The sequence below is a fragment of the Pseudomonas leptonychotis genome, assembly GCF_004920405.1.
In the GTDB taxonomy this organism is placed as follows: domain Bacteria; phylum Pseudomonadota; class Gammaproteobacteria; order Pseudomonadales; family Pseudomonadaceae; genus Aquipseudomonas; species Aquipseudomonas leptonychotis.
In genome coordinates this window covers 145,260-170,244 of record NZ_RFLV01000003.1, presented here as the reverse complement: position 1 = coordinate 170,244, position 24,985 = coordinate 145,260, and the positions used below count along the sequence as shown (strand labels likewise).

Annotated in this window: 16 protein-coding genes and 1 other RNA gene; 9 read left to right on the top strand and 8 right to left on the bottom strand. The window is 54.4% G+C overall.

All coding sequences use genetic code 11. The features are described 5' to 3' along the window. The first annotated feature begins 8 nt into the window (after positions 1 to 8). The 6 genes from D8779_RS15105 (at position 9) to D8779_RS15080 (ending at position 10,905) form a co-directional block, all read left to right on the top strand. A complete protein-coding gene (locus tag D8779_RS15105) occupies positions 9 to 1,430 on the top strand; it encodes a hypothetical protein (RefSeq protein ID WP_136665319.1) in 1,422 nt (473 codons plus the stop codon). Continuing rightward, complete coding sequence (locus D8779_RS15100; RefSeq protein ID WP_136665318.1) at positions 1,423 to 2,007, top strand: condensin complex protein MksE; 585 nt, start codon at positions 1,423 to 1,425, stop codon at positions 2,005 to 2,007. The genes D8779_RS15105 and D8779_RS15100 overlap by 8 nt, the downstream gene beginning before the upstream one ends. A gap of 114 nt (positions 2,008 to 2,121) precedes the next feature. Continuing rightward, positions 2,122 to 4,734, top strand: a complete 2,613-nt coding sequence (locus tag D8779_RS15095; protein ID WP_136665317.1) for an AAA family ATPase — start codon at positions 2,122 to 2,124, stop codon at positions 4,732 to 4,734. 36 nt (positions 4,735 to 4,770) lie between these two features. Beyond that, positions 4,771 to 7,527, top strand: a complete 2,757-nt coding sequence (locus tag D8779_RS15090) for a class I SAM-dependent DNA methyltransferase (protein ID WP_136665316.1) — start codon at positions 4,771 to 4,773, stop codon at positions 7,525 to 7,527. Positions 7,528 to 7,549: 22 nt separating this feature from the next. After that, complete coding sequence (locus D8779_RS15085) at positions 7,550 to 9,628, top strand: DEAD/DEAH box helicase (protein ID WP_136665315.1); 2,079 nt, start codon at positions 7,550 to 7,552, stop codon at positions 9,626 to 9,628. Between the two features lie 14 nt (positions 9,629 to 9,642). Then, a complete protein-coding gene (locus tag D8779_RS15080) occupies positions 9,643 to 10,905 on the top strand; it encodes a GIY-YIG nuclease family protein (RefSeq protein WP_136665314.1) in 1,263 nt (420 codons plus the stop codon). 232 nt (positions 10,906 to 11,137) lie between these two features. Here D8779_RS15080 and D8779_RS20560 read toward each other — a convergent pair whose 3' ends face one another. The 5 genes from D8779_RS20560 to D8779_RS15060 form a co-directional block, all read right to left on the bottom strand. Then, positions 11,138 to 11,314 carry a hypothetical protein gene (locus D8779_RS20560; protein ID WP_167492586.1) on the bottom strand — a complete coding sequence of 59 codons (177 nt, stop codon included), beginning with the start codon at positions 11,312 to 11,314 and terminating at the stop codon, positions 11,138 to 11,140. 48 nt (positions 11,315 to 11,362) lie between these two features. Then, positions 11,363 to 12,268, bottom strand: coding sequence for a recombination directionality factor (locus tag D8779_RS15075; RefSeq protein ID WP_136665313.1), 906 nt, complete (start codon positions 12,266 to 12,268; stop codon positions 11,363 to 11,365). A 91-nt stretch (positions 12,269 to 12,359) separates the two neighbouring features. Then, positions 12,360 to 13,361, bottom strand: coding sequence for a YqaJ viral recombinase family nuclease (locus D8779_RS15070; protein ID WP_136665312.1), 1,002 nt, complete (start codon positions 13,359 to 13,361; stop codon positions 12,360 to 12,362). Between the two features lie 81 nt (positions 13,362 to 13,442). Further along, positions 13,443 to 14,411 (bottom strand): DUF932 domain-containing protein, encoded by a 969-nt coding sequence (locus D8779_RS15065; RefSeq protein ID WP_136665311.1) that lies wholly within the window; start codon positions 14,409 to 14,411, stop codon positions 13,443 to 13,445. A gap of 95 nt (positions 14,412 to 14,506) precedes the next feature. Beyond that, the gene (locus tag D8779_RS15060) at positions 14,507 to 14,836 is read right to left on the bottom strand and encodes a hypothetical protein (protein WP_136665310.1); all 330 of its coding nucleotides are present in this window, start codon (positions 14,834 to 14,836) and stop codon (positions 14,507 to 14,509) included. Between the two features lie 216 nt (positions 14,837 to 15,052). On the opposite strand from D8779_RS15060, the gene D8779_RS15055 reads away from it, so the two are divergent. Together D8779_RS15055 and D8779_RS15050 are read left to right on the top strand one after the other, a co-directional pair. Next, complete coding sequence (locus D8779_RS15055) at positions 15,053 to 17,317, top strand: ATP-dependent nuclease (protein WP_136665309.1); 2,265 nt, start codon at positions 15,053 to 15,055, stop codon at positions 17,315 to 17,317. Further along, complete coding sequence (locus D8779_RS15050; protein ID WP_136665308.1) at positions 17,314 to 19,230, top strand: UvrD-helicase domain-containing protein; 1,917 nt, start codon at positions 17,314 to 17,316, stop codon at positions 19,228 to 19,230. Before D8779_RS15055 ends, D8779_RS15050 begins: the two co-directional genes overlap by 4 nt. Before the next feature lie 232 nt (positions 19,231 to 19,462). On the opposite strand, the gene D8779_RS15045 is transcribed toward D8779_RS15050, so the two are convergent. Both D8779_RS15045 and ssrA read right to left on the bottom strand, forming a co-directional pair. Then, positions 19,463 to 20,722: an integrase domain-containing protein gene (locus tag D8779_RS15045; protein ID WP_136665601.1), complete on the bottom strand. Its 1,260-nt coding sequence runs from the start codon at positions 20,720 to 20,722 to the stop codon at positions 19,463 to 19,465. A 184-nt stretch (positions 20,723 to 20,906) separates the two neighbouring features. Then, positions 20,907 to 21,294, bottom strand: a transfer-messenger RNA (tmRNA) gene (gene ssrA, locus D8779_RS15040). Between the two features lie 147 nt (positions 21,295 to 21,441). On the opposite strand from ssrA, the gene D8779_RS15035 reads away from it, so the two are divergent. Then, on the top strand, positions 21,442 to 24,369 hold the full coding sequence (locus D8779_RS15035) for an ATP-binding protein (protein WP_136665307.1): 2,928 nt from the start codon (positions 21,442 to 21,444) through the stop codon (positions 24,367 to 24,369). Between the two features lie 162 nt (positions 24,370 to 24,531). Here D8779_RS15035 and D8779_RS15030 read toward each other — a convergent pair whose 3' ends face one another. Then, positions 24,532 to 24,795, bottom strand: coding sequence for a hypothetical protein (locus tag D8779_RS15030; protein ID WP_136665306.1), 264 nt, complete (start codon positions 24,793 to 24,795; stop codon positions 24,532 to 24,534). Positions 24,796 to 24,985 lie beyond the last annotated feature (190 nt).

Sequence of the window (24,985 nt, the reverse complement as noted above, 5' to 3'; positions counted from 1 at the left end):
AGGATCTGATGGTCGTCAAAACGGATATTGCACTGATCAGCATGATCCAGAACAAGGGGGTTTTCCTTGATCTGATTGATCACATGGACAAAGTCGGTGAGGGTGAGGAAGTCCGCATTGTCATGTACCAGCAGAGTTTACGCGCCCTGTTGGATTCTGTAGCACCGCTACCGAGCACGCGAGTTGTGCGCGAGGTGCCGGCCGAGCGGCGCAAACTGGAAAGCGCTCTTTGCATTGAAAACCTTGAGCGTGTCGGCCTGGTCATTCAGGTAGACAGCGCTCGTGGGGTGATGGTTTTCGCCCCCTTCGTGATCGAGATGTTCCGGCACTTCGATGGGGCGCGTCTGCGTCATTTGAACAGTGCCGATTACGAGTTGATCCGGGCATCGTTCAACCGGCTCTACGAGGTTTTTATCACTCTGCCGTCTCTGAATCGCGAAGACATTGGGTTTCAGGAGCAGGTGAGTGTGCTGCGTAAGGAGATACGCGCTGCAACCGCCAAGATGAAGGAGTGCGTGGATGCGCTACAGAGCCGGCTCCAGCGGCTCGGTGAGATCGTCGATCAGATGCGTTATGACGTCATCGATGAGGTGGCGAAGGCTCAGGAAGCCCTAGGCGAGATCAACAGCATCTACCTGCGCAACATCCTGCCAGCCTTGCAGTTCCTGGGCGAACACACTGACCTAAAGGGGACTAAGCCTGCCCTCACTGCACTGACCTGTATCGGCGACCAGCTGGCCCACTATGGGCACGACAAGCTGGCCAGCTCGGTTTATTACTCCGTCGAGTCGATTCGCTCATACCGGCACGACATTTCGATCATCAGTGGCTCGTTAATGCGCTATGTCCAGCAGAGTGAGGCGCACCGTCGAGCCTATGACAAGATTGAGCAGGCTTGGAATCGTCTCTACGGGGGCGTGCGCGAGCTGCATGATGGAAGCTTGAAAGACAATATTCTGCCCAGCACACATCCTGTATTTGCCCGCCTGAACACCTATTCCGGGCTGAAAATGCGAGTGTTCGAAGCAAAAGTTGAGTGGCAAGACGCTAACCAGCGCTTGGCGTTGGCAGAGCATCTACGCACAACACTGCCCAACATCAAGATCAGTAGCGGGAAGATCCACCAGCTCAGCGGGCAGACCAATGAGTCGGGTGAGCTCAAACGTCGGCGTGATGCTCGCTTATTGGCCATAGGTAGTCTGGTCGAGGAATGGGAGCCACGGCTTATCGATGACGCCCACGTCGCTATGCATGAACACTTGAAAGACCGCCTTAAAGGGTACGAGTTGACCGATCTCCTAATGTCGGTGGGCTGGCTGCGCAAGCGAGAAGGAATTTTCCTCATCCCGCGCTACCAAATCGGCAACCTCGCAACTGACTGCGAGAGCCTTAGGTACTACAAGCTGCAAGTGGAGACTGAACATGCTTGAGCACGAAGCTTCTATGCCAGTTGTGCAGGCCAAAGTGATGAATCGAAAGCTGTCAGTAGAGCTCTATGGTCAGCTCATGTACGGGAAGATGATCAACCGCACCGCATCGGTTGATGGGGTCTTGAAATCGAATCCGTACTTCGAGGAAGTGCTGAATAATTTCGATCACTACCGCAATCTCTACGATCTGATTGGGTATGAGCTGGTCATGCGTGATGGCTTCGCCTTCATCCGGACCAGTGATGGCACTGATGTCAAAGATGACCTGGCACGCAACATCCAAGGTCTGCTACTGGTTCTGTTTCGGGGAACATTGGAGCTGGGCTTCACAATGGACGTACTACTGAATGATTCAGCAGGGCTGTCAAACATTCATATCGAGGAGATTGGTAAGGGGGAGGATAAGATCGAGGTGCTGATGGCGTGTGGGATGAAAAGCGGTGTGCTGATGGAGCACATCAAGAAGCTGGAGGCTCGCGCAATCGCCTACCGGAATGGCAAGGGAAACCTCGTTCTTTCTGAGTCCGGTACCGCTTTCTTCAACGATCTGCTCAGCGAGGGAGATCTCGACGTTTAGGTATAAACACCTCTTTGAGGGACATCAGGCCGCGCTATGAGATCATTGCAATACAATCACCAGTGAGCCGAAGTACAGCTCAATTGTCTCTACCGACATAACAAGGAGGTTCGCGTGTCGATCCTGCAAGAGATATTTTTATGGTCTCAGAAGAGTCTTGCGCCTTGGCAGCAGGATGCAGTCTCAAGACTTTATGTTAATCGCACGATGGCAGACGCCGATCTTGAGGACCTTTATGCACTAGCCAAGGCGGAACATGGGATTGTCGACCCCAGCGGACGTCAGTCAAAGCCGCTAGCTGCAGGGCAGTTCGTAGCGGCTCCGCTCAAGAATCGTTTGGTTCAGCTGACAGCGATTAAAGATTTTGTGAACGTCAATGCCTTGGCTGAAGGCATGCGCCTGCCGATCAGCCCTAATGGTTTGACGGTCATTTATGGAGAAAACGGGGCTGGTAAATCTGGCTACTCACGAGTACTTAAGCAAGCTTGTCGCGCACGTGACCAGCGTGAGCTAATTCTTCCTGATGCACGAAAGGAGCCCGGTAAAGTTGGGCCAGCTCAAGCGGTCTTTGAAGCCACAGTAGATGGTCAGCCGATTGAGCTTCACTGGGTAAATGGAAAGGAGTCCCCTGAGCAACTCTCGGAAATCGCTATATTTGACAGCCTCTGTGCTCGGGCCTACATCGACAACCAAGGGGACTTCGCTTATGTCCCTTATGGGCTCGACATCCTGGGTGGCTTAGTTGCTGTATGCAGTGCTATCAAAGATAAAGCCACTACTGAGAAACGGCTCAACACTCCCAATATTGCTATTTTTTCAACCTTAGCTCAGACCAGTACAGCGGTGGGGCGGGCGCTCAAAGCAATTCCAGGTGCGACTAAAGCCCCTGAGGTCGAAGCCTTGGCGACGCTTAGCGTGCTTGAAGCAGACCGTCTTATTACCCTCAACAAAGTGCTGGCTGAAGCCGACCCAAAGCAAAAGGCACAGGTACTTCAGCTGAGAGCTCAACGGCTAACGGATCTCTCCGTCCAAATTACAGCTGCAGTTGACTCAGTCAGCGATGCAAAAATTCTAGAGCTCAAGAGGCTTGTCGAAACTTCAAGTACTGCTCGGAGGGCTGCCGAGCTTGCGGCTGGGGTATTCAAGGAAACTCCGGGATTACTGCCAGGTACTGGTGGGGATGAGTGGAAGGCACTCCTTGATGCCGCTAGAGCATTCGCTACTCAGTCACATGCGGGGCACCAGTACCCTCACTTGCCAGATGACTCCCCGTGTCCGTTATGCCAGAACCCATTGGGGCAAGAAGGGGTTGATCGGCTTGCTAGCTTTGATGCTTTTATTGCGCAGGCAGCCGAACGGGCTTGGAAAGATGCCCGTAAGGCTGCAATGGATGCTCTTCGTGCCTTCGAAGTCGCCAAGCCAAATATCCAGATTGATGCGGCGCTCAAGCAGGAGCTGAACGATGCTAGCCCGGAGGCAGCCGTCAACTGTTCCGAGATACAGTGCGTCTTACTGGATCGACATGCACAAGCTTTAGCTGCCTGTGTTAGCAAGTATGAGTGGAGTCGTATCCAACCGATGCCGGTCGAACCTTGCAGGGTTTTGTTGGAGCTTACGACCAGGCTAGAGAGCGATGCTAAGGCGCTCGAAGCAGCGATGGACGAAAAAGCTAAAGCTGCCATGGTTGTTGAGCAAGCCGAGTTAGACGCTAGAACGCGACTGATTGACTTCAAAATTGCAGTCTTGGATGCCATTGCCAAGCATGAGCACTCATCAAAGCTCCAGGCTTGTATCGAGTCAATCTCTCCCGCAGGTATCTCCCGTAAGGCCACTGAGCTTTCAAAGACAACGGCTACGCAGGAGGTCGCGGATGCACTCAATGCCGAGCTTCGCAGCTTAAACGTTCATGAGTTGCAAGTAGTGATGAAACCGGTATCGCCTGGTGGCAAGACACAGTTCAAGCTTGCCCTGCAATTGCCAGGCGGCAGCCCTCCAGCGGCTGTCCTCAGTGAAGGCGAACAGAGAGCTATTGCCATTGCAGCGTTCCTGGCAGAGATGCAACTGGGGAAAGGGTTGGGTGGAGTTGTATTTGACGACCCTGTTTCATCACTTGACCACCGCAGGCGCTGGGAGGTCGCCGCACGCCTTGCTGCTGAGGCCAAAAAACGGCAGGTGATTGTATTCACTCATGACATCTATTTCCTGTGCATCCTTCAACAGAAGGCTGAAGAGGCTGATGCAGAGTTGAGTACACAGTGCATCCGCCGCACGGGAGCAGGCTTTGGTGTTCAGACAGATCGTATTCCCTTCGACAAGCTCAAGACGAAGGCTCGAATCGGTGCTCTTCGTCAGCTGCATGTCAGCGTGGAGAGAGCATACAAAGCTGGAGAAGAAGACGATTACAAACGACTGACGCGAGATGCTTATTACCACCTAAGGCTTGCGTGGGAGCGTGCCGTCGAAGAAGTGCTGTTTCAGAGTGTGATACAGCGGTTCAATGAAGGTGTTTCCACTCAAAACCTGCGTTATGTGGTCGTTGAGGACGATGATTACGCAGAGATCGATGCTGGAATGACCAAGAGCTCCAAGTTCGAGCACGATGCTGCAGCACCTGCGCAGCTCCCAACACCACACCCAGATGAGCTTAAGGGCGATATTGAGCGGCTTGAAACATGGAGAGCCGCAGTAGAAGCGCGCAAGCAGATAATCGAAGCTCAACGTAAGTAGAGCAGCAAGTCGCCAGCTGATTAAGGGAAGTACTTCATGTCAATCAATCAAACTCAGCTTTATGACACGCTGGAATCACTGACCCAGCAAGCAGACGTACAGGCTGAGTTCATTTATGGTTTTCTGGATGCCTACGGCTTCGCTAAGAGCACGATTACCCAGATCAGGAACGGCGGTGTCCGTAATGTGGCCAAGATCGGCGGTGATGTTGGGCTAAAAGGCCAACTCTATTTCCATCCTGCTCAGGCTGGTGAGAGCGTCCATGAAGCCGCTGATCGTCTCAAGGCCAGCGATATCATCAAGACACAGAAGATCCGCTTCGTCATTGTCACCGACTACAAAGAGCTGGTGGCCTATGACCTCAAGGCGGATGAGCGCATGGAAACGCCACTCACCGAACTGCATCAGCTGTACAGCTTTTTCTTGCCGCTGGCTGGCCTTGAGAAGAGTTACACCCACAGCGAAAGTGTGGCGGACGTAAAAGCGGCAGAGAAGATGGGGCGACTGTTCGACTTAATTCGTGAGCGCAATCAGATCACGACTGCTGACGAAGTGCATGGCCTCAACGTGTTCCTCACGCGTCTACTTTTTTGTTTCTTTGCTGAAGACACCGAAATTTTCGCCAGACATCAATTCAGTGGTGCGATCAAATCTACCACCCGTGAGGATGGTGGAGACGTAGCTGAGTTCCTAGGCAAGCTGTTTGCAGTGCTCAGTGAGCCGGAGGATGGCAGCCTGCGTCTCTCCATGCCGGCACATCTGATAGCTTTTCCGTATGTGAATGGCGGCCTGTTCGCGCAGCAGATAGTAATCCCCGAGTTCGGGGCTAGGGCGCGCCGCCTGCTGCTGGAGTGCGGAACGCTGGATTGGTCACAGATCAATCCGGATATCTTTGGTTCGATGTTCCAAGCCGTTATCGACGAGGAGCAGCGCAGCACCATGGGGCAACACTACACCTCCGTGAGTAACATCATGAAGGTGATCAAGCCGCTATTTATAGACAAGTTATACGCTGAGCTGGAGCGTTCGCGGGGTAGCGAGAAGAAGCTGAAAGACCTATTGGAGCGGGTTGCCTGCATCAAGGTGTTCGACCCGGCCTGTGGCTCAGGTAACTTCCTGATCATCGCCTACAAAGAGCTGCGCCGCTTCGAGATGGAGGTGTTCCGTGCGCTGAACGAAGTCAGCAAGCAGCGTGTGATGTTCATGACAGGTATCAAGCTGTCGCAATTCTACGGCATCGAGATCGACGACTTTGCTCATGAGATTGCTTTACTGTCGCTATGGCTGGTTGAGCATCAGATGAACACTGAGTTCAAGGTGGCCTTTGGTTACGCGGAGCCGTTGCTGCCGTTGAAGGCGAGCGGCAATATTGTTCATGGAAACAGCCTGCGCTTAGATTGGAATGATGTTTGCCCGATTACGACCGATGATGAGATGTACATGATCGGGAATCCACCATTCGTTGCATCTGGTAAGGATCGGTCGCAAGAACAGGGCGACGATATGGCCCTGGTCTTTCAGGGGTTTGACAGCTACAAGGATCTTGACCTAGTGGCTTGCTGGTTTTGGAAGGGGGCACAGTACATCGATGGCACCCGGTCTGAATTGGCCTTGGTATCCACTAACTCAATCTGCCAAGGCGAGCAGGTAGCAATGCTCTGGCCAAGTATCCTTAATCTCGGCCTGCACATCAGCTTCGCATACCAACCATTCAAGTGGAAAAATAGTGCCAAGAAGAACGCAGCCGTCCATGTCGTAATTGTTGGGTTGTCTGCCAATCCATCTAGTCGAGTGCTTTTTAAAAGCATTGGGAATGAATGGCACGCTCAAATTATTTCTAATGTCAGCCCATATCTACTGGAAGGAAGCAACACTGTCGCTTATGGGCGGCGAAAACCAATCGCCCAAGTCACTCCTTTTGCCAACGGAAGTATTGCCGCAGATGGTGGGCACCTTATCTTAGATGCTGCTGAGCGCGAGCAGCTTATTGCCTCTGAACCGGCTTCTGCTAAATGGATCAAGCCCTATCGTGGCGCAGACGATCTTCTTTCTGGCATTACTCGATATTGTTTGTGGCTGGCTAATTGCTCTGCAGATGAATTGAACTGTATGCCCGGTGTAATGAAGCGTGTTGAGCGTGTGAAAGCTACTCGACTGCTCAGTCCGAAGGATCAGACGAAGAAAAAGGCCAATACCCCTCATTTGTTCACGGAAATTCGCCAGCCTCGAGAAGGTAGCTATCTGGCCATCCCAAGAACGTCCTCAGAGAACCGAATGTACGTTCCCATTGGCTATGTAGATAGCTCTGTTATCGCTAACAACGACTTACAGATTATTCCTAATGCGACTCTCTACGAGTTCGGTGTGCTTACTTCAATCATGCACAATGACTGGATACGTGTTGTGGCTGGGCGTATGAAAAGCGATTACCGCTATTCAGCCTCATTGGTCTACAACACGTTCCCATGGCCCGAGGCCTCAGAGGCTCAGCGAGCGCAGATCGAAGCTCTAGCTGAGGAGGTTCTGATGGTTAGAGAGCGCTATCCGGAAAAGTCGCTGGCTGACCTGTACGACCTTAGCTGCATGCCAGATAGCCTCACATTTGCCCACAAGGCGCTGGATGCGGCAGTTGAACGGCTATATCGATCTCGACCGTTTCGTGACACATCTGAACGTCTAGATCACCTGTTTGCCCGTTATGAGATGCTGATTGAGCAGGAGCGTCAGCTGCTGGCTGCTCAAGCTGCGACCAAGAAAACCCGTAAGCCCCGCGCATCCAAGACTGCCGCCTAGTAACTGGAAAGGACCCAAGAGCATGGTTGATTTGCTGAAAGTGGAGTACGCCCAAACGGGCAAGAGCGCAAACCTTAACGAGATGGGGATGCGCGAAATGCAGGCACGGGCCTTTGCTTCACGCACCAGTCAGTACCTGCTGTTAAAGGCCCCTCCAGCTAGCGGCAAGTCCCGAGCTCTGATGTTTCTGGGACTTGACAAGCTGGTGAACCAAGGGCTGCGCAAGGTCATCGTCGCGGTGCCTGAGATGTCCATCGGTGCCTCCTTTCGAGACACCGCGCTGACCGAGTACGGTTTCTTTGCTGATTGGTCGGTGCTGCCGTCGAACAATCTGTGTTTGCCGGGTGGTGAAGGCTCGAAAGTTGAGTCGTTCCGCCGCTTTATGCAGGCACCTGATGAGCAGGTATTGGTATGCACCCATGCGACCCTGCGCTTCGCATTTGAGAAGCTGATACCTGCTGACTTTAACAACACACTGGTGGCGATTGATGAATTCCACCACGTCTCCGTCGATGGAGATAACCGCCTGGGGGCGCTGATTGACTCACTGATGAAGCAATCCAGTGCGCATATCGTGGCGATGACTGGTTCCTACTTCCGTGGCGACACGGTGCCGATTTTGCTACCGGACGATGAGGCACAGTTCGACAAGGTGACGTACACCTATTACGAACAGCTCAACGGTTACCGCCACCTGAAATCGCTGGGCATTGGCTACCATTTCTACCAAGGGCGCTATATTGATGCGCTGAAGGATGTGCTGGATAGTCGCCAAAAGACCATCATCCATATTCCGAACGTCAACAGCGGTGAGGCCGCAGTGGGCAAGCATGAAGCGGTCGATCACATACTCGACGTGATGGGGACAGTGCTTCAGCAAGATCCGAGCACCGGTATTTTCACCGTTAAGCGCCTCGACGGTTCGCTGATGAAAGTGGCTAACCTGGTCGATGACGGCCCGACACGCTCATTAGTTGTCGAATACCTGCGCAACATCACGAAGGCGGATGATCTAGATGCTGTGATTGCCCTTGGCATGGCGAAGGAAGGTTTCGACTGGCCCTGGTGCGAGCATGTCCTGACCATCGGCTATCGAAGCTCGATGACGGAAGTCGTGCAGATCATCGGGCGTGCCACCCGCGACTCTGAGGGTAAAGCCCACGCTCAGTTCACTAACCTGATTGCTCAGCCGGATGCTGAGGATGAGGACGTGAAAGTGTCGGTAAACAACATGCTCAAGGCGATCACTTTGTCGCTGCTGATGGAGCAGGTGTTGGCCCCGACCGTGACGTTTAAACCTCGCTCGCAGATGAAAGAAGGCGAGAGGGTTGAGCCAGGCACAATTATCATCAATGACGTAACGGCCCCTGTCTCCGAAAAGGTCATCAAGATTTTGAATGGCGACAGTGACGACATCATTGCCACACTGATCCAGAAGCCCGAAGTGGGAAAGTCATTGGTCGGTGGTGGTGTTCAGCCTGAGGTCATCAATGAGAGCGAGTTGCCTAAGATCATCGAGACGAAATACCCCGACTTGACTCCTGAGGAAGTCGAACAGGTACGTGAAGGTGTCCTGACCAAAGTATTGATCAGCACCTCTGGTGGGCTGTTTGATGAGGCAGACCTCCCTCCGGGTGCGGTAATCATTGAGGGCGGTAACACTGCTGGTGGCACTTGCTATCCGCTAGAAGAGTCTGGTGGACACTACATCACGCAGCCCACAGCTCCCCCTCAGCCGCCTAATGCTCCGGAAGGCAGTCGGCAATTTGTGAAGATGGGCGATAAGTTCATAAACATCGAGCACTTGACCATTGACTTGATTGATCAGGTCAACCCGTTCCACGGTGCGTACGAGATTCTGTCGAAATCCGTGACCCCTGCAATGCTGAAGACAATTCAGGGTGTGGTTGCGGCAGGCCGGATCAACATGACCGATGAGGAGGCGGTGATCCTCTGGCCGCGCATTGTGGCATTCCGCCAAGAAAAAGGGCGAGAGCCCTCCCTGACCTCAAATGACCCAATTGAGGTGCGCTATGCCGAGGGATTAGAGTACATCAAGAAGCGTAAACGCGAGAAGCTTCAGCAACAGCAAACAGCGTGATAGGGGGCAATGGAATGAACCTAGGTGGCAAGAAGTGCCGCGAACTCAACTCGTTGAATGAAATCTTCGACGCGTCAGATGAGTTTGGCCTGCTCAACGTGAAGCCACGCGCTGCTGCGCCCGGCAAGAATGATCTGATGTCTTCTCGGTTTGAAGAACTCAATCAGTTCCTTGACCAGTACGCTCGCCTGCCGTCTGAACACGGCGAAAGCCTGTCTGAGCGACAAATGGCAAAGCGGCTGAAGGCTATTTTGGAGGGGGGCAATCACGTTGCACTGGCTGCGCTTGATCGGCACAACGTCTTTACGAAGCTCAATCTGGCGCAGGCCGTGATACCTGCCCCACCACCACCTTCTACTTCTGTGAACGTCGAAGACGTGATGAGCATCGACGATATTTTGGCTGGAGATGACTTGGGGTTGCTCGATGTCGGCGACATGAGCATTCTTGATATCAGGCATGTTCCAGCTGAAAGAGATGTGCCGGATGAAGTTGCTCAGCGCAGTAAGTGCGAGGACTTCTGGCAGTTTGAGCCGACTTTCAAAAATCTGCACGCTGACCTTAGAAGTGGTAAGGCGGAGTCTGTGCGCTTCGCTGAGAACTGGCAGATTACGGTGGGCGACGCCTTCATTCTCAACGGTGTCATGTGCTTTGTGGATGAGGTTGGCGATGAGCACGGACGCGGTGAGCATAAAGATGCAAGGCTACGGTTGATCTTCGAGAACGGCACTGAGTCGAACATGTTGCGTCGCTCACTTGGTCGCGCGCTCTACATGGATGAAACAGGTCGGCGCATCCTGCGTGACCGAGATGACGCTTTGGCCGAGGCGTTTCAAGACATTCGCCTGACTCATCGTGACCGCCGAACTGGGGTGGTCTATATCGTCAAGTCGCTGAGCAACAACCCCGCTCTGGCTCAGTTTCCACATCTCTACAAAATCGGCTACACCGAGCTGACGGTGGATGAGCGGATTCGCAATGCAGAGCGTGATATCGCTTTCTTGGAAAGTCCGGTGCAGAAGGTTACTGAGTTTGAGTGTTACAACATGAATCCGCAGCGGTTCGAGGCGCTGGTTCACGGCTTCTTGGCAGTCCAACGACTCAACGTGAATTTAGTCGGGAGGGACGGGAATTACTATCGCCCGCGTGAGTGGTTTGCTGTCTCGTTAGAGGTGGCAAGGGACGTGATCAACCGAATAATTGATGGAACAATCACGCAGTTCCGGATGGATAATACGACAGGGCAAATGGTCAAAAAAAACCGTCAGATTTCTTGAATGGGCAATTTACGCCGAAAGCCAGTCAGGAGATTCCCGGTTTCAGGGGCAGTCACGTGAGGCTGCTGAGCGTTGTATCGAGGCGGGATGTGTTCCTTGAGTTGTGGCGAAAAGATGCAGGGCAAGACCTGCTGAACTCAACCAGAACATAAGCGGAAAACGGACTCGAGCAACAAAAAAAAGGAATCGAAGCATAGAGGGAGGCTATGAGCCTCCCTCTATGCTCAAACGCTTACCCAATCCTTGGGAAGCGTTTGAGTACTCCATAAAAGAACAGGCAGGCAATTCCTGCTGTGACCAAGAGCGGCGGAAATCGCAGCAACAGGATTACAGCCAGAACCACTGCTGCTGAACTCGCCAGTACGCCGATGAAGGCGACCAGCGCAATCAGAAAGCGAACTAACACCATGGTTATTTCCTCAATGTGGGCCAGGCGATTGCCTCCTGGTCTAGGCGTTCAAGAAGCCTGTGCGTCGGAAGTCAGGGTCTCCAGCTTTAGGGCTAGCGAGGGTTTTCTCGTCGCTGCCTGGTTAGCGCTGGTTTGGGGTTGAGCTGGCTCCCCTTCTGTGGGAAAGAACTCTTCGGCGATGGCTCCGCTGTCTTCCTCGCTGTCCTCGAAAGCCCCGTTGCTGAGTCCCTGCCGAGCTGCATTGTCTAGCGCCGCCTGATCGAAGCCTGCCGATAGCCTCGCTTCATCCAGTTGTTTGGCCGCGAGCAATGCCTCTTCCATACTCATACCGCCACGCACGGTGATGTCGACATAAAAGATCGGTGTGCCATGGCTCTGCCGAGTCGACTTGCCACGTAGACGCAGCTCCAGCGGTAGGCAGGCCAGACGGTTGCCCGAGATGGCCTGGAAGTAATGCAGTCGAGCAGCCAGGGTGCGGATGCTGTTGAAACCGGTGGTGCGGAATACAAAGCTGCCCAACGGATCGTCATCACCAATCAGCACGTTCAATCGGCCATAGGGTTTGCAGGCACCGCCTTTTGCCAGCGAGCAGGCATCTGGTGAGGGGCAAGGCAGTGATTGCATTCCTTCGGATGTAGCGCGTTTGCAGGTCTCGCCATTGCCCACGCACAACGGTCGTCCGGACTGTCGATCAAACAGTGTGTAGTCGGCGCGGAAGTTCAGCTCTGGCTCGTTGAACAACAGACGCACCGGGATACTGCGCAGCTTGTTTTCCTGACCTTTACGCAGCTCGTCATTGAGTGGGTGCAGCAGCCAGCCATCCCGGCCCTGCACCTGGGAAGTGATGGTGAATTGATCATCTTTCTCCGGCAGACGTTTGCCGTTTCTCTCGACGACCTTACCGATTGAAATCCGCCCGAGTACCGGAGGGGTTATTGCCAGACCTTTGAGCATGTAGGTTCTCCTGGAAATGAAAAAAGGCCAGCCACGCAGCGCGAACTGCATGGACTGGCCAAGAGGGAGGTATGGTTGAAGGGGGTGGATGTCAGTTGATCAGGAAACGGCGACTGCCTTCCTTGAGCTTGGTGTAGCGAACCTGCAAGTAGGGTTTGTCCTTGAGCATGCGCTCCGTATCGAGTGCGGTGCTGTCCTTGGATTTCTTCCAGCTAATGAAGCCGTGACTGAACTCTGCACGGGTGGCGTCGCCCATTGCCTGCTGCAACATCTGTTTGAGTTGAGCTTCGCGGGTTTCCTTCTCACTGATTGACTGACGTACCACCTTGAGCTCCAGGTAGGCCGCTGCCAAACCAGCACGACCACTGAAGTCGATGGTCTGGCCGTTGTCTTGCGGATACAAACAACGCAGCGCTAGTTCAGCCGAAGCAGAACCATCGGCAGGCGGAGGCGTATCGGTTTCCACGTACTGCCAGAACTTGCGCTCCAACTCGATTAGGCGAGCAATCATCTGTTCGTCCCGCTCGATACGATGAATCTCCAGCGTCTGCCCGCCCAGCAATACAGCCACATCTGCCGCCTGTTTGCCGGTGACAGCGAGCTGGTGCATCACCTGCAACTGAACATATTCAGGTACGCCCTCTTTCCAGAGGCGTGCCCCATTTATGCCGGCTGTCTTGCATTCGAGAATCTGCACGCCTTCAGCACCGATCACCTCACGATCGATGTTGGCCAGCATCCAGGGCAGCTCAGGATCCGGATGTTGCAGCACTGCGTTGATGCGCCGAACCTTATTCGTGGTGCGTTTGCTGTAATGCCACGCCACGATGGGCTCCAGCACATTGCCCCAGTACATCGGGCTTTCTTCATCGTGCGGATCGGCCTTCGGTAACGTGGTGTCACGCCCGGTTTTCTCCATCCACAACTCCAGCTGCGACTTGTAGGGATTTAGGCCCACTGCAGCGCCAGCATCCGAGCTACCGATGCCTTGCTTACGTACCGCCAGCCAGTCTTCACGGGGTAATTCCTTGGTGCTTATTAGGCGTAACGCCGGGCGAAGTTTGCTGGTGCTGCTCAACGGACTAGCTTTCATAGCGTTCACCTTGCGGACATAAAAACGCCCGACCAGCACAAGGCTGACCGGGCGTAATAGGGTTAAAGGAAGTGAGAGAGGTCAGGCGACCAGTTGTAGGGCGGTGTTCAGGGCACGCTGTTTAATCTGCGCCCCCTGGCCGAACCAAGCCGAGTCCATGCGGTACTCGTTACTGCGCGCACGGCGTTCGTGGTCAACGTACTCGGTCACAGCATTGAGTAAGCCCCAGGCGGTGCCATTGGCCGAGGCCAGTTGACTGCCCCTTCCACGACCTTCGTACAGTTCTTGAACCTTACGCAGAGCACGCTCATTGGGCAGCACCTCCGGCAGTGCACCGGTTGGCGAGGTATCGCACAGCACGTTCATAAAGAAGCCCAGCGACTCATGCCACTGCACCTTGCGTTCAGCCAGCGCACGCATGCGGTACATGAAGTCGTCCCATTGCGAGACGGCGATACCGAGCTGATTTTTTACTGCCTTGGGATCAAAGCGGGTGTTGTGCGGCACCTTTATGGCGCGGGTAGTACCGTCCAAGGCAATTGTCAGGGTGTTGTTGCAGACCACTCGCACGGTGGTGGGCGTTGCGGTAGTCGCCAAGGTGCCATCGCAGGAAGTGGCCAACAGCAGGTAGCCGTTGACCTGATCATTACCCTTTAGCGCAGCCCCTTGACCGGTACGCGCCAGCGCCCAGAACTTCCGCCCACCTTTGAGCACTCCAGCGGTTTCCAGCTCGTAGCCAGAGACTTCGGTCAGATCACGGTAAAACTCTAAGACTTCCCGAGGCTGCACCGTGTGGTAACGGTTGGAGACCACCGACAGCGGTGCCTTAGTGTCCGAACGGAACAGCACCTTTTGCTCGGGAAACGAGTGGATAGCGCCCAGCGGGCCGATGCTGTCCGATTTAAAATGTACCGGGCTTTCCTGGATCTGCCAGTCCATGCCGGCTTCGCGTTGCCAGACTTCGATGGGTTGTTTCTGAGTGAGCTGATTGCCCAGGCCATGCCAGGGAGCATTGCCAGCGTAGGCCATTGTTTCAACGAGATGAGCCATGGTTGAGATTCCTTTGGGAGCAGGCCGGCATAAAGCGCCGCGCAAAGCGCAGCACCGTCCGGACGATATGGATAGAAAGAGATGGAGCGGCCAGGTCAGGCCGGTAGGTTGAAGCGGTGGCCGCAGAGCAGGCAGAGGTTGTGGGCCAGGACGTGACGGTCGAGCGTGTCGCCCAGCTGCGCGCCGAGCGCACAACCACCAACCCCGCCGGCCAGGCCACCGAGGATGGCCCCCGATACCGAACCGAGGGTGATACCAACAGGGCCAGCGAAAGCGCCAATCAACGCACCTGCTTGGCCGCCAGCCAGTGCAGCGCTGACGCCACGCACAGCACCGCCCACGGTGCCGATGGTTGCGCCGATTTTCATGGCGTGATGGAAGGACGCGACTTTGGGTGAGTGACAGCGGGGGCAGTGCAATGACATAGGGAGAACCTTATTGGTGGTGATGTCATTGCAGTTATGTGTGGTTGAGATTTTTTTGAATTGCATACCCCTGATAGGTTGGAACCGGCCAAGATCGGAGGTAGACACCATAATGGCCTTCCGATAGCGTGACGACGAACATACGGAGTGTCTGGCTCAAGAATGATGCGGGGATGCTCACTCTTGCAGCGTGTTGTCATAGGAGGACTGGTTTACATGCATCTGCATTCGTATCGACTGAAAAATTATCGACGCCTGCGAGACGCTCGAGTTGAGCTTGCCTCGGATATCTCAATTTTCGTTGGTGCCAACAACAGCGGTAAGACCTCGGCGACAGAAGCGATTGTGATGTTCTTGACCGGGGCAAAGAATCGCTTTTCGCTTTTCGACTTTAGCTCCCATACCTGGAAAGAACTCAACGAGCTTGGAGAGGCGGATCCAGCTCACGACGCAGATGCAAGTATTCCTGTAATTGCGTTGGATCTATGGTTCCACGTTGACGAAGCAGACCTCCATCTCGTTATTCCAATACTCCCTAGCAGCGACTGGGCCGGTAGCCAGGTTGGTCTGCGGGTCGAGTTTGCACCACGAAGCGCAGTCGAGTTGCTCCAACGTTACCGTGCAAAAAAACAGGAGGCTCTTCAGCGAGTCGCCGCATTGCCTGGAGGGGGGGGTAACTACGTTCCATGGCCAAGATCCTTAACGGATTATCTTGAGAAAGAACTCCAGAGTGAGTTCGATCTGCACTACTTCGTATTGGATCGAGCGCAGTTTAATGAGGAGCTTGTCGCTCTCGATGAATATGAACCTGCCCCTCTCGCCGGTGAGTTGAGCGGAGGAGCCATTCTAAAATCATTAGTTAGGGTTGACTGCCTCAACGCACAGCGACACCTCACGGATCCATCCTCCAATACTCAAGGAGGCGGTGGCAGGTCTGAAGACCTTTCCCGGCGTCTGAGCCGCTTCTACCAGCGTAACCTTGAGCAACGAGATGATGACCATAGCGCGCTCAAGGCTCTATTTGACTCCGAAGTAGGGTTGAACAAGCATCTAATGGATGTTTTCGAACCGACCCTGAATCGTATCGCACAGCTTGGCTACCCCGGCCTCAACAACCCTCGGTTGGAGATAAAATCGGCGCTGAACCCCGCGACCGTAATGAGCCAGGATGCTCGCATCCACTATGTTCTGGGCGACGGTGAAGGCGCGGTTCGCCTGCCTGACAGCTATAACGGTCTCGGCTTCAAGAATCTGATTTACATGGTTGTAGAGATCCTTGACCTTCAGGCCAAGTGGGTCGATGAAGACGGCCGCCCGCCGCTCCATCTGATTTTCATCGAAGAACCGGAGGCGCATCTCCACGCCCAGCTTCAGCAGGTGTTCGTTCGTAACGTCCTAAGCTTGTTAGAAATCGCTGGGGAAACAGGCGGCGCATTCATGAGCCAGGTCGTTGTCACAACCCACTCCCCTCATGTCATCTATGAGCGGGGCTTTGGTCCAATCCGTTACTTCCGGCGCCATGTTGTAGGTGGCGAGCAGAGCACGCAGGTTCTCAACCTATCGAGTTTTCAAGCTGGTGACGCTCCGAAAGATCGAGACTTTCTCCAGCGCTACCTGAAGCTTACGCATTGCGATTTGTTCTTCGCGGATGCGGTCATCCTCGTCGAGGGAAACGTCGAACGGCTGCTGATGCCGCTGATGATTGAAAAGGAAGCGAGCTCACTTCGGTCAACTGCACTTTGCATCCTCGAAGTCGGGGGGGCATTCGGCCACCGCTTCAAGGAGCTGATAGAGTTTCTTGGCATCACCACACTCATTATCACTGATATCGACAGCGTCACAGATGCTGCCGCCCCAAGCCCCGATGTTGAAGATGAGGATGAAGAAGTAGAGTTTGAGATCCCGAGCGATGAGCCCGAGGCACCGCCTGTCAAACGTTACGGCAAGACATGTTTGCCGGGAGTGGCCGGAGCGGTGACTTCAAACCAGACCCTTATTCAGTGGCTCCCACGTATGCGGGCCATTGAAGATCTCCTTGCTGCGGACGCTCTTGCGAAAGTGGAGAATTTGGCCGGTTCGGAGCCATCAAAGGTTCGTGTCGCATACCAAGTGGCTACGGATGTGACGTGGGCAGCCTCAACATCCACCTTATGTGGTCGAACACTCGAGGAGGCCTTCGGTCTTGAGAATGCCGAGTGGTGCCAAACCGCTGAACAGCGCCCTGTCGGGCTGAAGCTCAAGACTGTCCCCGCAAATCCATTAGCGCTTGCGGGTGGTCTACATAAGCGGGTGACCAGTAAGAGCTTTGACAAGACGAAGTTCGCGCTACAGGTGCTCGCCTGCGACAAGGGTGCATGGACTGTTCCGCTTTACATCAAGCAGGGGCTGGTTTGGCTTAGAGAGCAGGTCAATCTGGAAGTGGAGCAAGAGGCGGAAGCTATTGCCGAGGCTGTACTTGAGACTGAGGGCGGAATTGAATGAGTAGTAGCCGCGCCAACAAACCTGATACGCCTGCGGACATTCAACTACGGAACTGTCTGATAGCACCCGTGAAGTGTAGCTTCACTATGATCGCCGGGGCAGGCTCCGGTAAGACCACATCACTTGTGAAGGGGCTCGCGACAATTATTTCAGCCCATGGCGCGGCACTGAAGCTCAACCGCCAACGAGTCGCCTGCATTACCTATACCGAGATTGCTGCGGGAGAAATCTGGGCGGACGTTGGAAGCAACCCGCTCGTTCATGTTTCAACTATCCATAGTTTCCTTTGGATGATCACACGGTCATTTCAGAATGATATCCGTGTATGGGTTGGCCGCAGGATTGATGAGAGGATTGTTGAGCTCGAAACAACGGCAGCGGCTTTCGGCCCTCGGGTCCACCAGCGAACTCGAGACAAGAACCGCCGGGATGTCGCCCGCTATGAGGAGTCGAAAGCAGTCGTCCAGAGCGTTAGCAGCTTTACATACGGCACAGGGCCCAATTATCCAAGGGGTGTGCTGGGGCACGACGATATAATTCGAATGGCGACTGATTTCCTGCGTGAGCGACCACTGTTCCGGACGTTGCTGGCACAACAGTTCCCCTTTGTATTCGTCGATGAGGGGCAAGACACACAGGACGTCGTTGTCGAGGCGCTTAAGGCTGTTGCATTTCAGGCGGGTGCAAACTTCAGTCTCGGGTTCTTCGGTGACCCGATGCAGCGGATTTTTCCTACGGGGGTCGGTCGCATTAATTCGGAAGACAATTGGACCTCAATAGAGAAGGAAGAAAACTTTCGCTGTCCAACGACCGTCCTTGCAGTCGCAAATGCGATCCGCCGTAGTGGCGACGATCTGGTCCAAACCGGGGGCAGGACCGAAGAGGTTGATGGAGAGCGTCTACCTGTTGAAGGCACTGCGCGCATCTTTATCCTGCCAGCGGACGGCCGCCGCAATGAGTTTATGACAGCTGTCCGCGAATTCGTTGCTCAGTCAAATGATGATCCTGCTTGGCGGGAAGGACCCGAGGCAGAGGTAAAACTCCTCGTCATCGTGCATCGGATGGCAGCGATACGTCTTGGGTTTGGTGAATTGTACGCGTCAATGAATGACAGGGCTCCGAGCAAGTTTAGCGAAGGCTTTCTGGACGCCAGCGCCTGGCCGCTTCGGCCTTTTGAGACGTTCGTCCTGCCGATGATTGAGGTGACTGAAGCGGGCCACGAATTCGAGGCCATGGCGCTTCTGCGTAAGCATTGTCCGTGCCTTGCCAAAGAAACCCTACTCGGGAAGAACGTCTCAGAACTGCTTGGCCGCTTGAGGGCAGCAACCCACCGTCTTGTCGAGTTGATGACCGAGGGGAATGGAGCTAGCAATCGTGATGTGCTCGTCCTGCTGCGTGATCAGCAACTAGTCACCCTCGATCCACGCATCCTGACCTACCTCGAAGAGGTGCCTCCTGATCAGGTTGAGGAAGAAAATGGTGACGACGAAGAAGATTCGCGTGAAATTTCTGCGATGGAAGCGTTCCTCATGTGCCCTGCTGAGCAGTTTCGAGGATTTCGCCGCTACATTCAGCAGCAATCCCCATTTTCCACGCAGCAAGGCATTAAGGGGGCCGAATTTGAGCGTGTGCTCGTCGTCCTAGACGACGATGAGGGTACTCATGTTCAGTTCTCTTACGACAAGTATTTCGGCGTGAAAGAATTGTCGAAGCGCGACTTGGAGAACATGCGAGATGGAAAGGAAACGTCTGTCGACAGGACTCGTAGACTTTTCTATGTGTGCTGTACGCGGGCCCTAAAAGACCTTGTTGTCATATACTTTTCGACTACGCCAGATGCGGCTGAGCGGCAAGTAAGAGCGTCGGGTATATTCCCTGACGATGCAATCCTCACAGAAGAAGCGCTTCGTTAGATTAGGAGCCAGCTCCTAATCCCGTTTTGGCCATCTTTTATGGTCGCCTAATGCCTAAAACAGAAGGGAGCGGTTGGCAGAGGCCAGTGAAGACAATGCCTCGGGTCAGGTGTAGGTGGAGGGCAACCGATTGCAGGCGGACAGCTGGGTCCTCGGCCAACCGCCTCTGCCCTCTAGCATTTCTGCCCATTACCGCATCAGCATGGCCCCTATCCGTTAAGTAGCAGACCAGTTATTTGCGTATTGAAACGACTTTTTTGTCGTGATTTTCCTTGATAACTGACACCGAAAAATTCCCAGTTGCTGCTTCCTGAATGTGTTCACTCCACCAAGCCATCATTGGCCGTCTGCGCTCGATATAGTCCGCCCGGTTATAGGCGCTGCGAACCTCGTCCTTGTCGACATGGGCAAGTGCTACCTCGATCAGTTCGGGATCCCAGCCATGCTCGTTGAGTATGGTGCTGGCCATTGAGCGCATGCCATGGCTCACCAGGCGCCCTTCGAAGCCCATGCGCTTTAGCGCCATGTTGGCGGTCTGGCTGTTGCAGTGGGTTCGAGGATTCCGGTCTGCAGGAAACACGTACTCCCGATGCCCGCTGTAGGGTTTGATTGCATCCAAAAGCGCTAGTGCTTGTTCCGTGAGCGGCACGATATGTATGCGCCGTTTCTTCATGCGCTCTGCAGGAATCGTCCAGATACGCTTTTCGAAGTCAATATCGGCCCAGCGGGTGGTGGCTGCCTCTGCTGGCCGGGTCATGGTGTTGAGTTGCCATTCGATAAGGCAGCGCGTCGTTCTTTTTATACTGGCATTGGCAATTGCGACCATGAGCTCTTTCAGCTCATCGGGAGCAAGTGCCGCCATGTTCTTCTTTTTCGGTTTTTTAAAGACGGAGCGAATCCCGCTGAGTGGATTTGCGTGAATCAGTCCCGAGTTGACCCCGTAGGTCATGATCTCGTTGAGACGCTGCGATAGCCGTTTAACGGTTTCAAGGCTGCCTTTGGTTTCGAGTGGCCGAAGCAGGTTGATGACTTGCGGTGCGGTGATGGCCGAGATCGGTGTGGTGCCCAAATCCGGAAACACGTGCAGCGTCAGTGAGCGCCAGATGTCCTCAGCATAGGCAGGTGTCACTGCATCCTTTTTCAGCTCATACCAAGAGGTCGCGACATTCTGAAATGTGTGCTCAGTTTCAGCCTTCTTGGCTTGTCCTAAAGCTTCCCGATGTCCTTTCGGGTCAGTTCCCATGGCAAGCAGCTCTCTCGCCTCAACGGTCATTTTTCTAGCTTGCGCCAGAGAGAGTTCTGGATAGGTGCCAAGCCCCATATTGATGCGCTTCTTCGTTATGGGGTGGTGATAATTAAGGTTCCATAGCCTAGAGCCATTGATTCTCACTCGCATCTGTAAGCCATTTCCATCACTAAGAACGTAATCCTTGTCCTTAGGCTTGGCGGCTTTGATTTTGAGTTCAGAGAGGGTGGTAGCTTTGGCGCCCATTGGTATTCCAAGAAGAGATTCTGTATTCCAAAAATTAGCACTTGAGTGCTTGGAATACAATTTGGAATACAGATTGGCGTGGCTTTGAGTGGATGCTCGTGGACGCTGGTGGCGCTGAAAGCCCCGTATTTGCTGGATTTCAGGCACAAAAAAGGACGTCCGTGGACGCCCTTAGATGTGTATTTGGTGGAGCCGGGGGGATTTGAACCCCCGTCCGCCAGTGCTCCGCTGTTGGTTCTACATGCTTAGCCGTGTCTACTGAGTTAACCCTTGGCCGCCCGACGGGCAGGGTGCTTTGGGCGAGTTGTGTAAGTTTTAGGCGCTTCGTCCACAACGTACTAGGCGACGATTCTGTTCTATATGACAATCATTTCGGGTTTACAGACATCCCCTAATGATTGCTGGAGCCGAAGCTACCAGAAGTGCGACTAGGCTGCTTACGCAGCTAGTTGAGCACCGTAATTGTCATCATTGGCAATTATAGAGTTTTGCAACAGTGGATTTACGAGTTCTGTTACCAACTCGGCATGCCCCTCAAGTTTCACTACCGGCGTCGAATCCTAATCGGCCCCAAAACTTGTGTTGCTGGTACTGGGACGCGAGTCTACGCCAAAGGTTCCACAGCGTCGACCCAACAATTGCCTGTCGGACGCTGATGACAGTTGCCGGCTATGATTGCATCCTGCACATTCGCTTTGTCTTTTGGATGAGACCCTCGTATGCCGCGCACGACGCGTTACCCTTTGCGCCAGTGGATCTGGCGCGCTTTTGTGCAAAGCGCTCTGATTCCGCTGATTCTGGTCGAGTCAGTGTTGATCACTGTATATCTGCTGAGTAATGCGGCCATTCGTGATGCGCAGATTGAACATTTGCAGGAGAGCGCGCTAGACGATCTCTCGGCTGCGGCCATGCGTGAGGGGCAGGTGATCGACGGGCGCTTGCGTTCAGTCGAAGCCCAGGTGCAGATATTTCGTGACGCTGCGCTCAATGCGTTACGTAACGAAGGCTTTCAACCTGATGTACTGGAGCTCCAACGCCATGCGTTGTCTGAAAGCGGCGTGTTCTTCAGTCGCAGCGATGATGGCCGAGCGGCATCCTTTTATGCCAACAGTACGCCAGTCGCGCAGCAGGACCATGCCAAGGCTTTGCGACTGTCTCAACTCGACCCCTTGATGCGCTCGATCCAGGCGGCTAACCCCATGGTGGCGGCGGCCTACTTCAATAGTTGGGATAGCTATAACCGCATCTACCCCTTCTTTATGACGCCCGAGCAGTATCCCCATGACATGGTGATACCTGATTACAACTTCTATTACCTGGCGGACGCTACGCACAACCCTGGTCGCAAGGTGGCGTGGACCGATGTGTATCTAGACCCAGCGGGTATGGGCTGGATGATGTCGGCAGTGGCGCCAGTTTATCGCGATGATTTTCTCGAAGGCGTAGTGGGGCTGGATATCACGGTCGGACAGATGCTGGGGGAGATTGGCGAGTTGGGGGTGCCTTGGCAGGGGTATGCCATGTTGGTCAGCCGTGATCACAATATCATGGCCCTCCCGCGTGCCGGTGAAGAGGATTTTGGCCTGCGCGAGCTGACGGAATACTCCTACGCCGAAGCGGTGCGCCGTGAGGTGCTCAAGCCTGAGGACTTCAACCTGGCCAAGCGCGCGGAAATGCAGCCGTTGTTGCAGGCCATGAAGGCCGGGCAGGGCAATGTGCAGGAAGTGGTGCTCGGTGGGCGCAAGCAGCTGATCGCGTGGAGTGAGATTCCGCAGACCGGTTGGCAGCTGCTGTTGGTGGTTGATGAAGCGAGTATCTACAGCGAAACGAACCGATTGGCTGAGCGTTACCTGCATATCGGCTATCTGTTAATTGTCGGCCTGGGGCTGTTCTACCTGCTGTTTTTTGCCTTGATGTGGGTGCGCTCGCGGCGTTTGAGCGAGCAGTTGGTGCAACCGATTGATGGGGTAGTCGGGATGATGCGCGAGTTGGGTCAAGGCAATTATCAACCCAGTGCGCCCAGTAGCCAGATCGACGAGCTGGTGAGCATGGCGGTGGCCGTGCAGCATACTGGCGAGCAGTTACAGGCCAGTGAAGTGCAGCGTGTAGACGCGCAGCGGATTCTTCAGTTGGTGCTGGAGAGCACCACTGAAAGTCTCTGGGAAGTCGAGGCGGCCAGCATGAGCATCAGCCTCAGCGAGCGCTTTCTCAAGCGTTTTGGTGTGGCTCATGCGGTGATGAGTTTCAGTGAGTTTAACCAGCGTGTGCATCCCAATGATCTAGAGCGGATTCGCCATCTGCGCCAGCTGTTTGCCAGCAGCGGTGAAGATCAGTTCGAGGCCGAGTACCGCTACGCCGATGCGCAGGGTGAATACGTCTGGTTGCTCAGCCGCGGCAAGGTGCTGGAACGTGACGCTGATGGGCGTGCATTGCGCGTGGCTGGCACCCACGTTGATATCACTCGGCTTAAACAGGTGCAGGAGGACTTGCGCCGCGCCAGCCTGGATGCTCAGGCCGCCAGCCAGGCCAAGAGTCGTTTCCTCTCCAGCATGAGCCATGAGCTACGCACGCCGCTCAATGCGATCTATGGCTTTGGCCAATTGATCGAAATGGAGGCGCAGGACAAGCCAGAGGCCAAGCTAGAAGGCGATTATGCCCGTGAGATCGTCAATGCCAGTCGCCATCTGACGTCATTGGTGGACGATATTCTTGATCTGTCGAGCATTGAAAGTCGGCGTCAGCAGCTCAAGCTTCAAGCGGTGGAGGTCGGCGCACTGCTGCATGGCTGTGCCGAGCTGGTGCTGCCGGAGGTGCAGCAGCGTCAGTTGCACATGCAGGTTGTTGCTGAGGCGGACACGGGTCTGTATGTGCAGGCGGACATGCGCCGCGTGCGTCAGGTGCTGCTCAATTTGCTGTCCAATGCGATCAAGTACAACAGCCCGCAGGGTTTATTGCGCATTGGTTATGAAGTGCGTTCCGACTGTGTGCGCTTGTGGGTTGAGGATAATGGTGCGGGCCTGAGTGCCGAGCAGCAGGCCAACTTGTTCCAGCCATTCCAGCGTCTTGGTCGAGAGAATTCCAATATTCCCGGTACTGGGATTGGTTTGGTGTTGTGCCGCGAGCTGGCCACCTTGATGGCAGGCGAGATGGGTTTTAGCAGTGTTGCCGGCAGCGGCAGCCGCTTCTGGATTGATCTGCCAGGCGCTGCAGCTCCAGCCGCTCAGGTTGCTCCTAATATTGATGCAGTGGCGATGCAGCCCAAACAGCTGGCCGAGGTGTTGTGTGTTGAAGATCACCCGGCTTGTCTGAAAGTGGTTCAAGAAGCGCTGCGAGAGTTTGCCGACGTGCGCGGTGCCGGGTCGGTGCAGCGCGCGCTGATCGAACTGGAGCAATGCACACCGACGTTGCTATTACTCGACCTGGATTTACCCGATGGTGACGGGATGCAGGTGCTTGATGCCATGCGTCTGAATCCGCGGCTGCAAGGTGTTCCTGTGTTGGTCATCAGCGCTGCTGCGGATGAAGCGGTGTTTGCTGAAGCACGTCGACGCGGTGCGCAAGCCTGCTTGGCTAAGCCAATTGATTTGGCACAGGTGCGGCGCGTGGCACTCAGTTTGTTAGGGCAGGGGGCCCCAGGAGGGCGCTAGGCGTTGGCGAACTGCAGCGTTCGACAGATGGGTGCAATCACGCTCGCGCGATAGGAATAGTGGTTTTGGTAATCAGGTAATGGATCGTACGATTGCTTACCGATGCCCGGCGCCCATACGCATTAGTCAGCGTGGGTGGGCGCTCAGGCTGTTCAGTCGGTGTTAATTGACTTGGCTGTCGGTCTTCATTAACAGCTCTAACGCTTTAGTCGCGTGGGTGGCGCAATCTTCTGAGTTGCCCGCACTTCTGGCTTTTTCAGCCATCATTTTATGCTCTTCAACCTGCTCCTTAAGGGGCGAGCCTAAGGTTTCCATCGCATTGGTGTTGTCATCAAGCTGCTGCATTTTGACCGTGCACAGGTCATCAGCGGCAAACGCAGGGGAGGCCAGTACGGCGGCGGCAAAAAACAGGGCTGTACGCTTCATGTGATAGTCCTCTCATCGTTGATTGTTTCTCGGCCCTGGCTGCCTCTCAAGGCATGGTCCACGGGGCGAGATCTACATCCGCCTAAATCATTCAGGCATAAAAAATGACTGCCGTGTATTTGGCAAAGTTCATTTTTTTTGACGAGGATGTGCGCGTATCACTTCACTTTTTGCGTACTGCGTTGTTCCG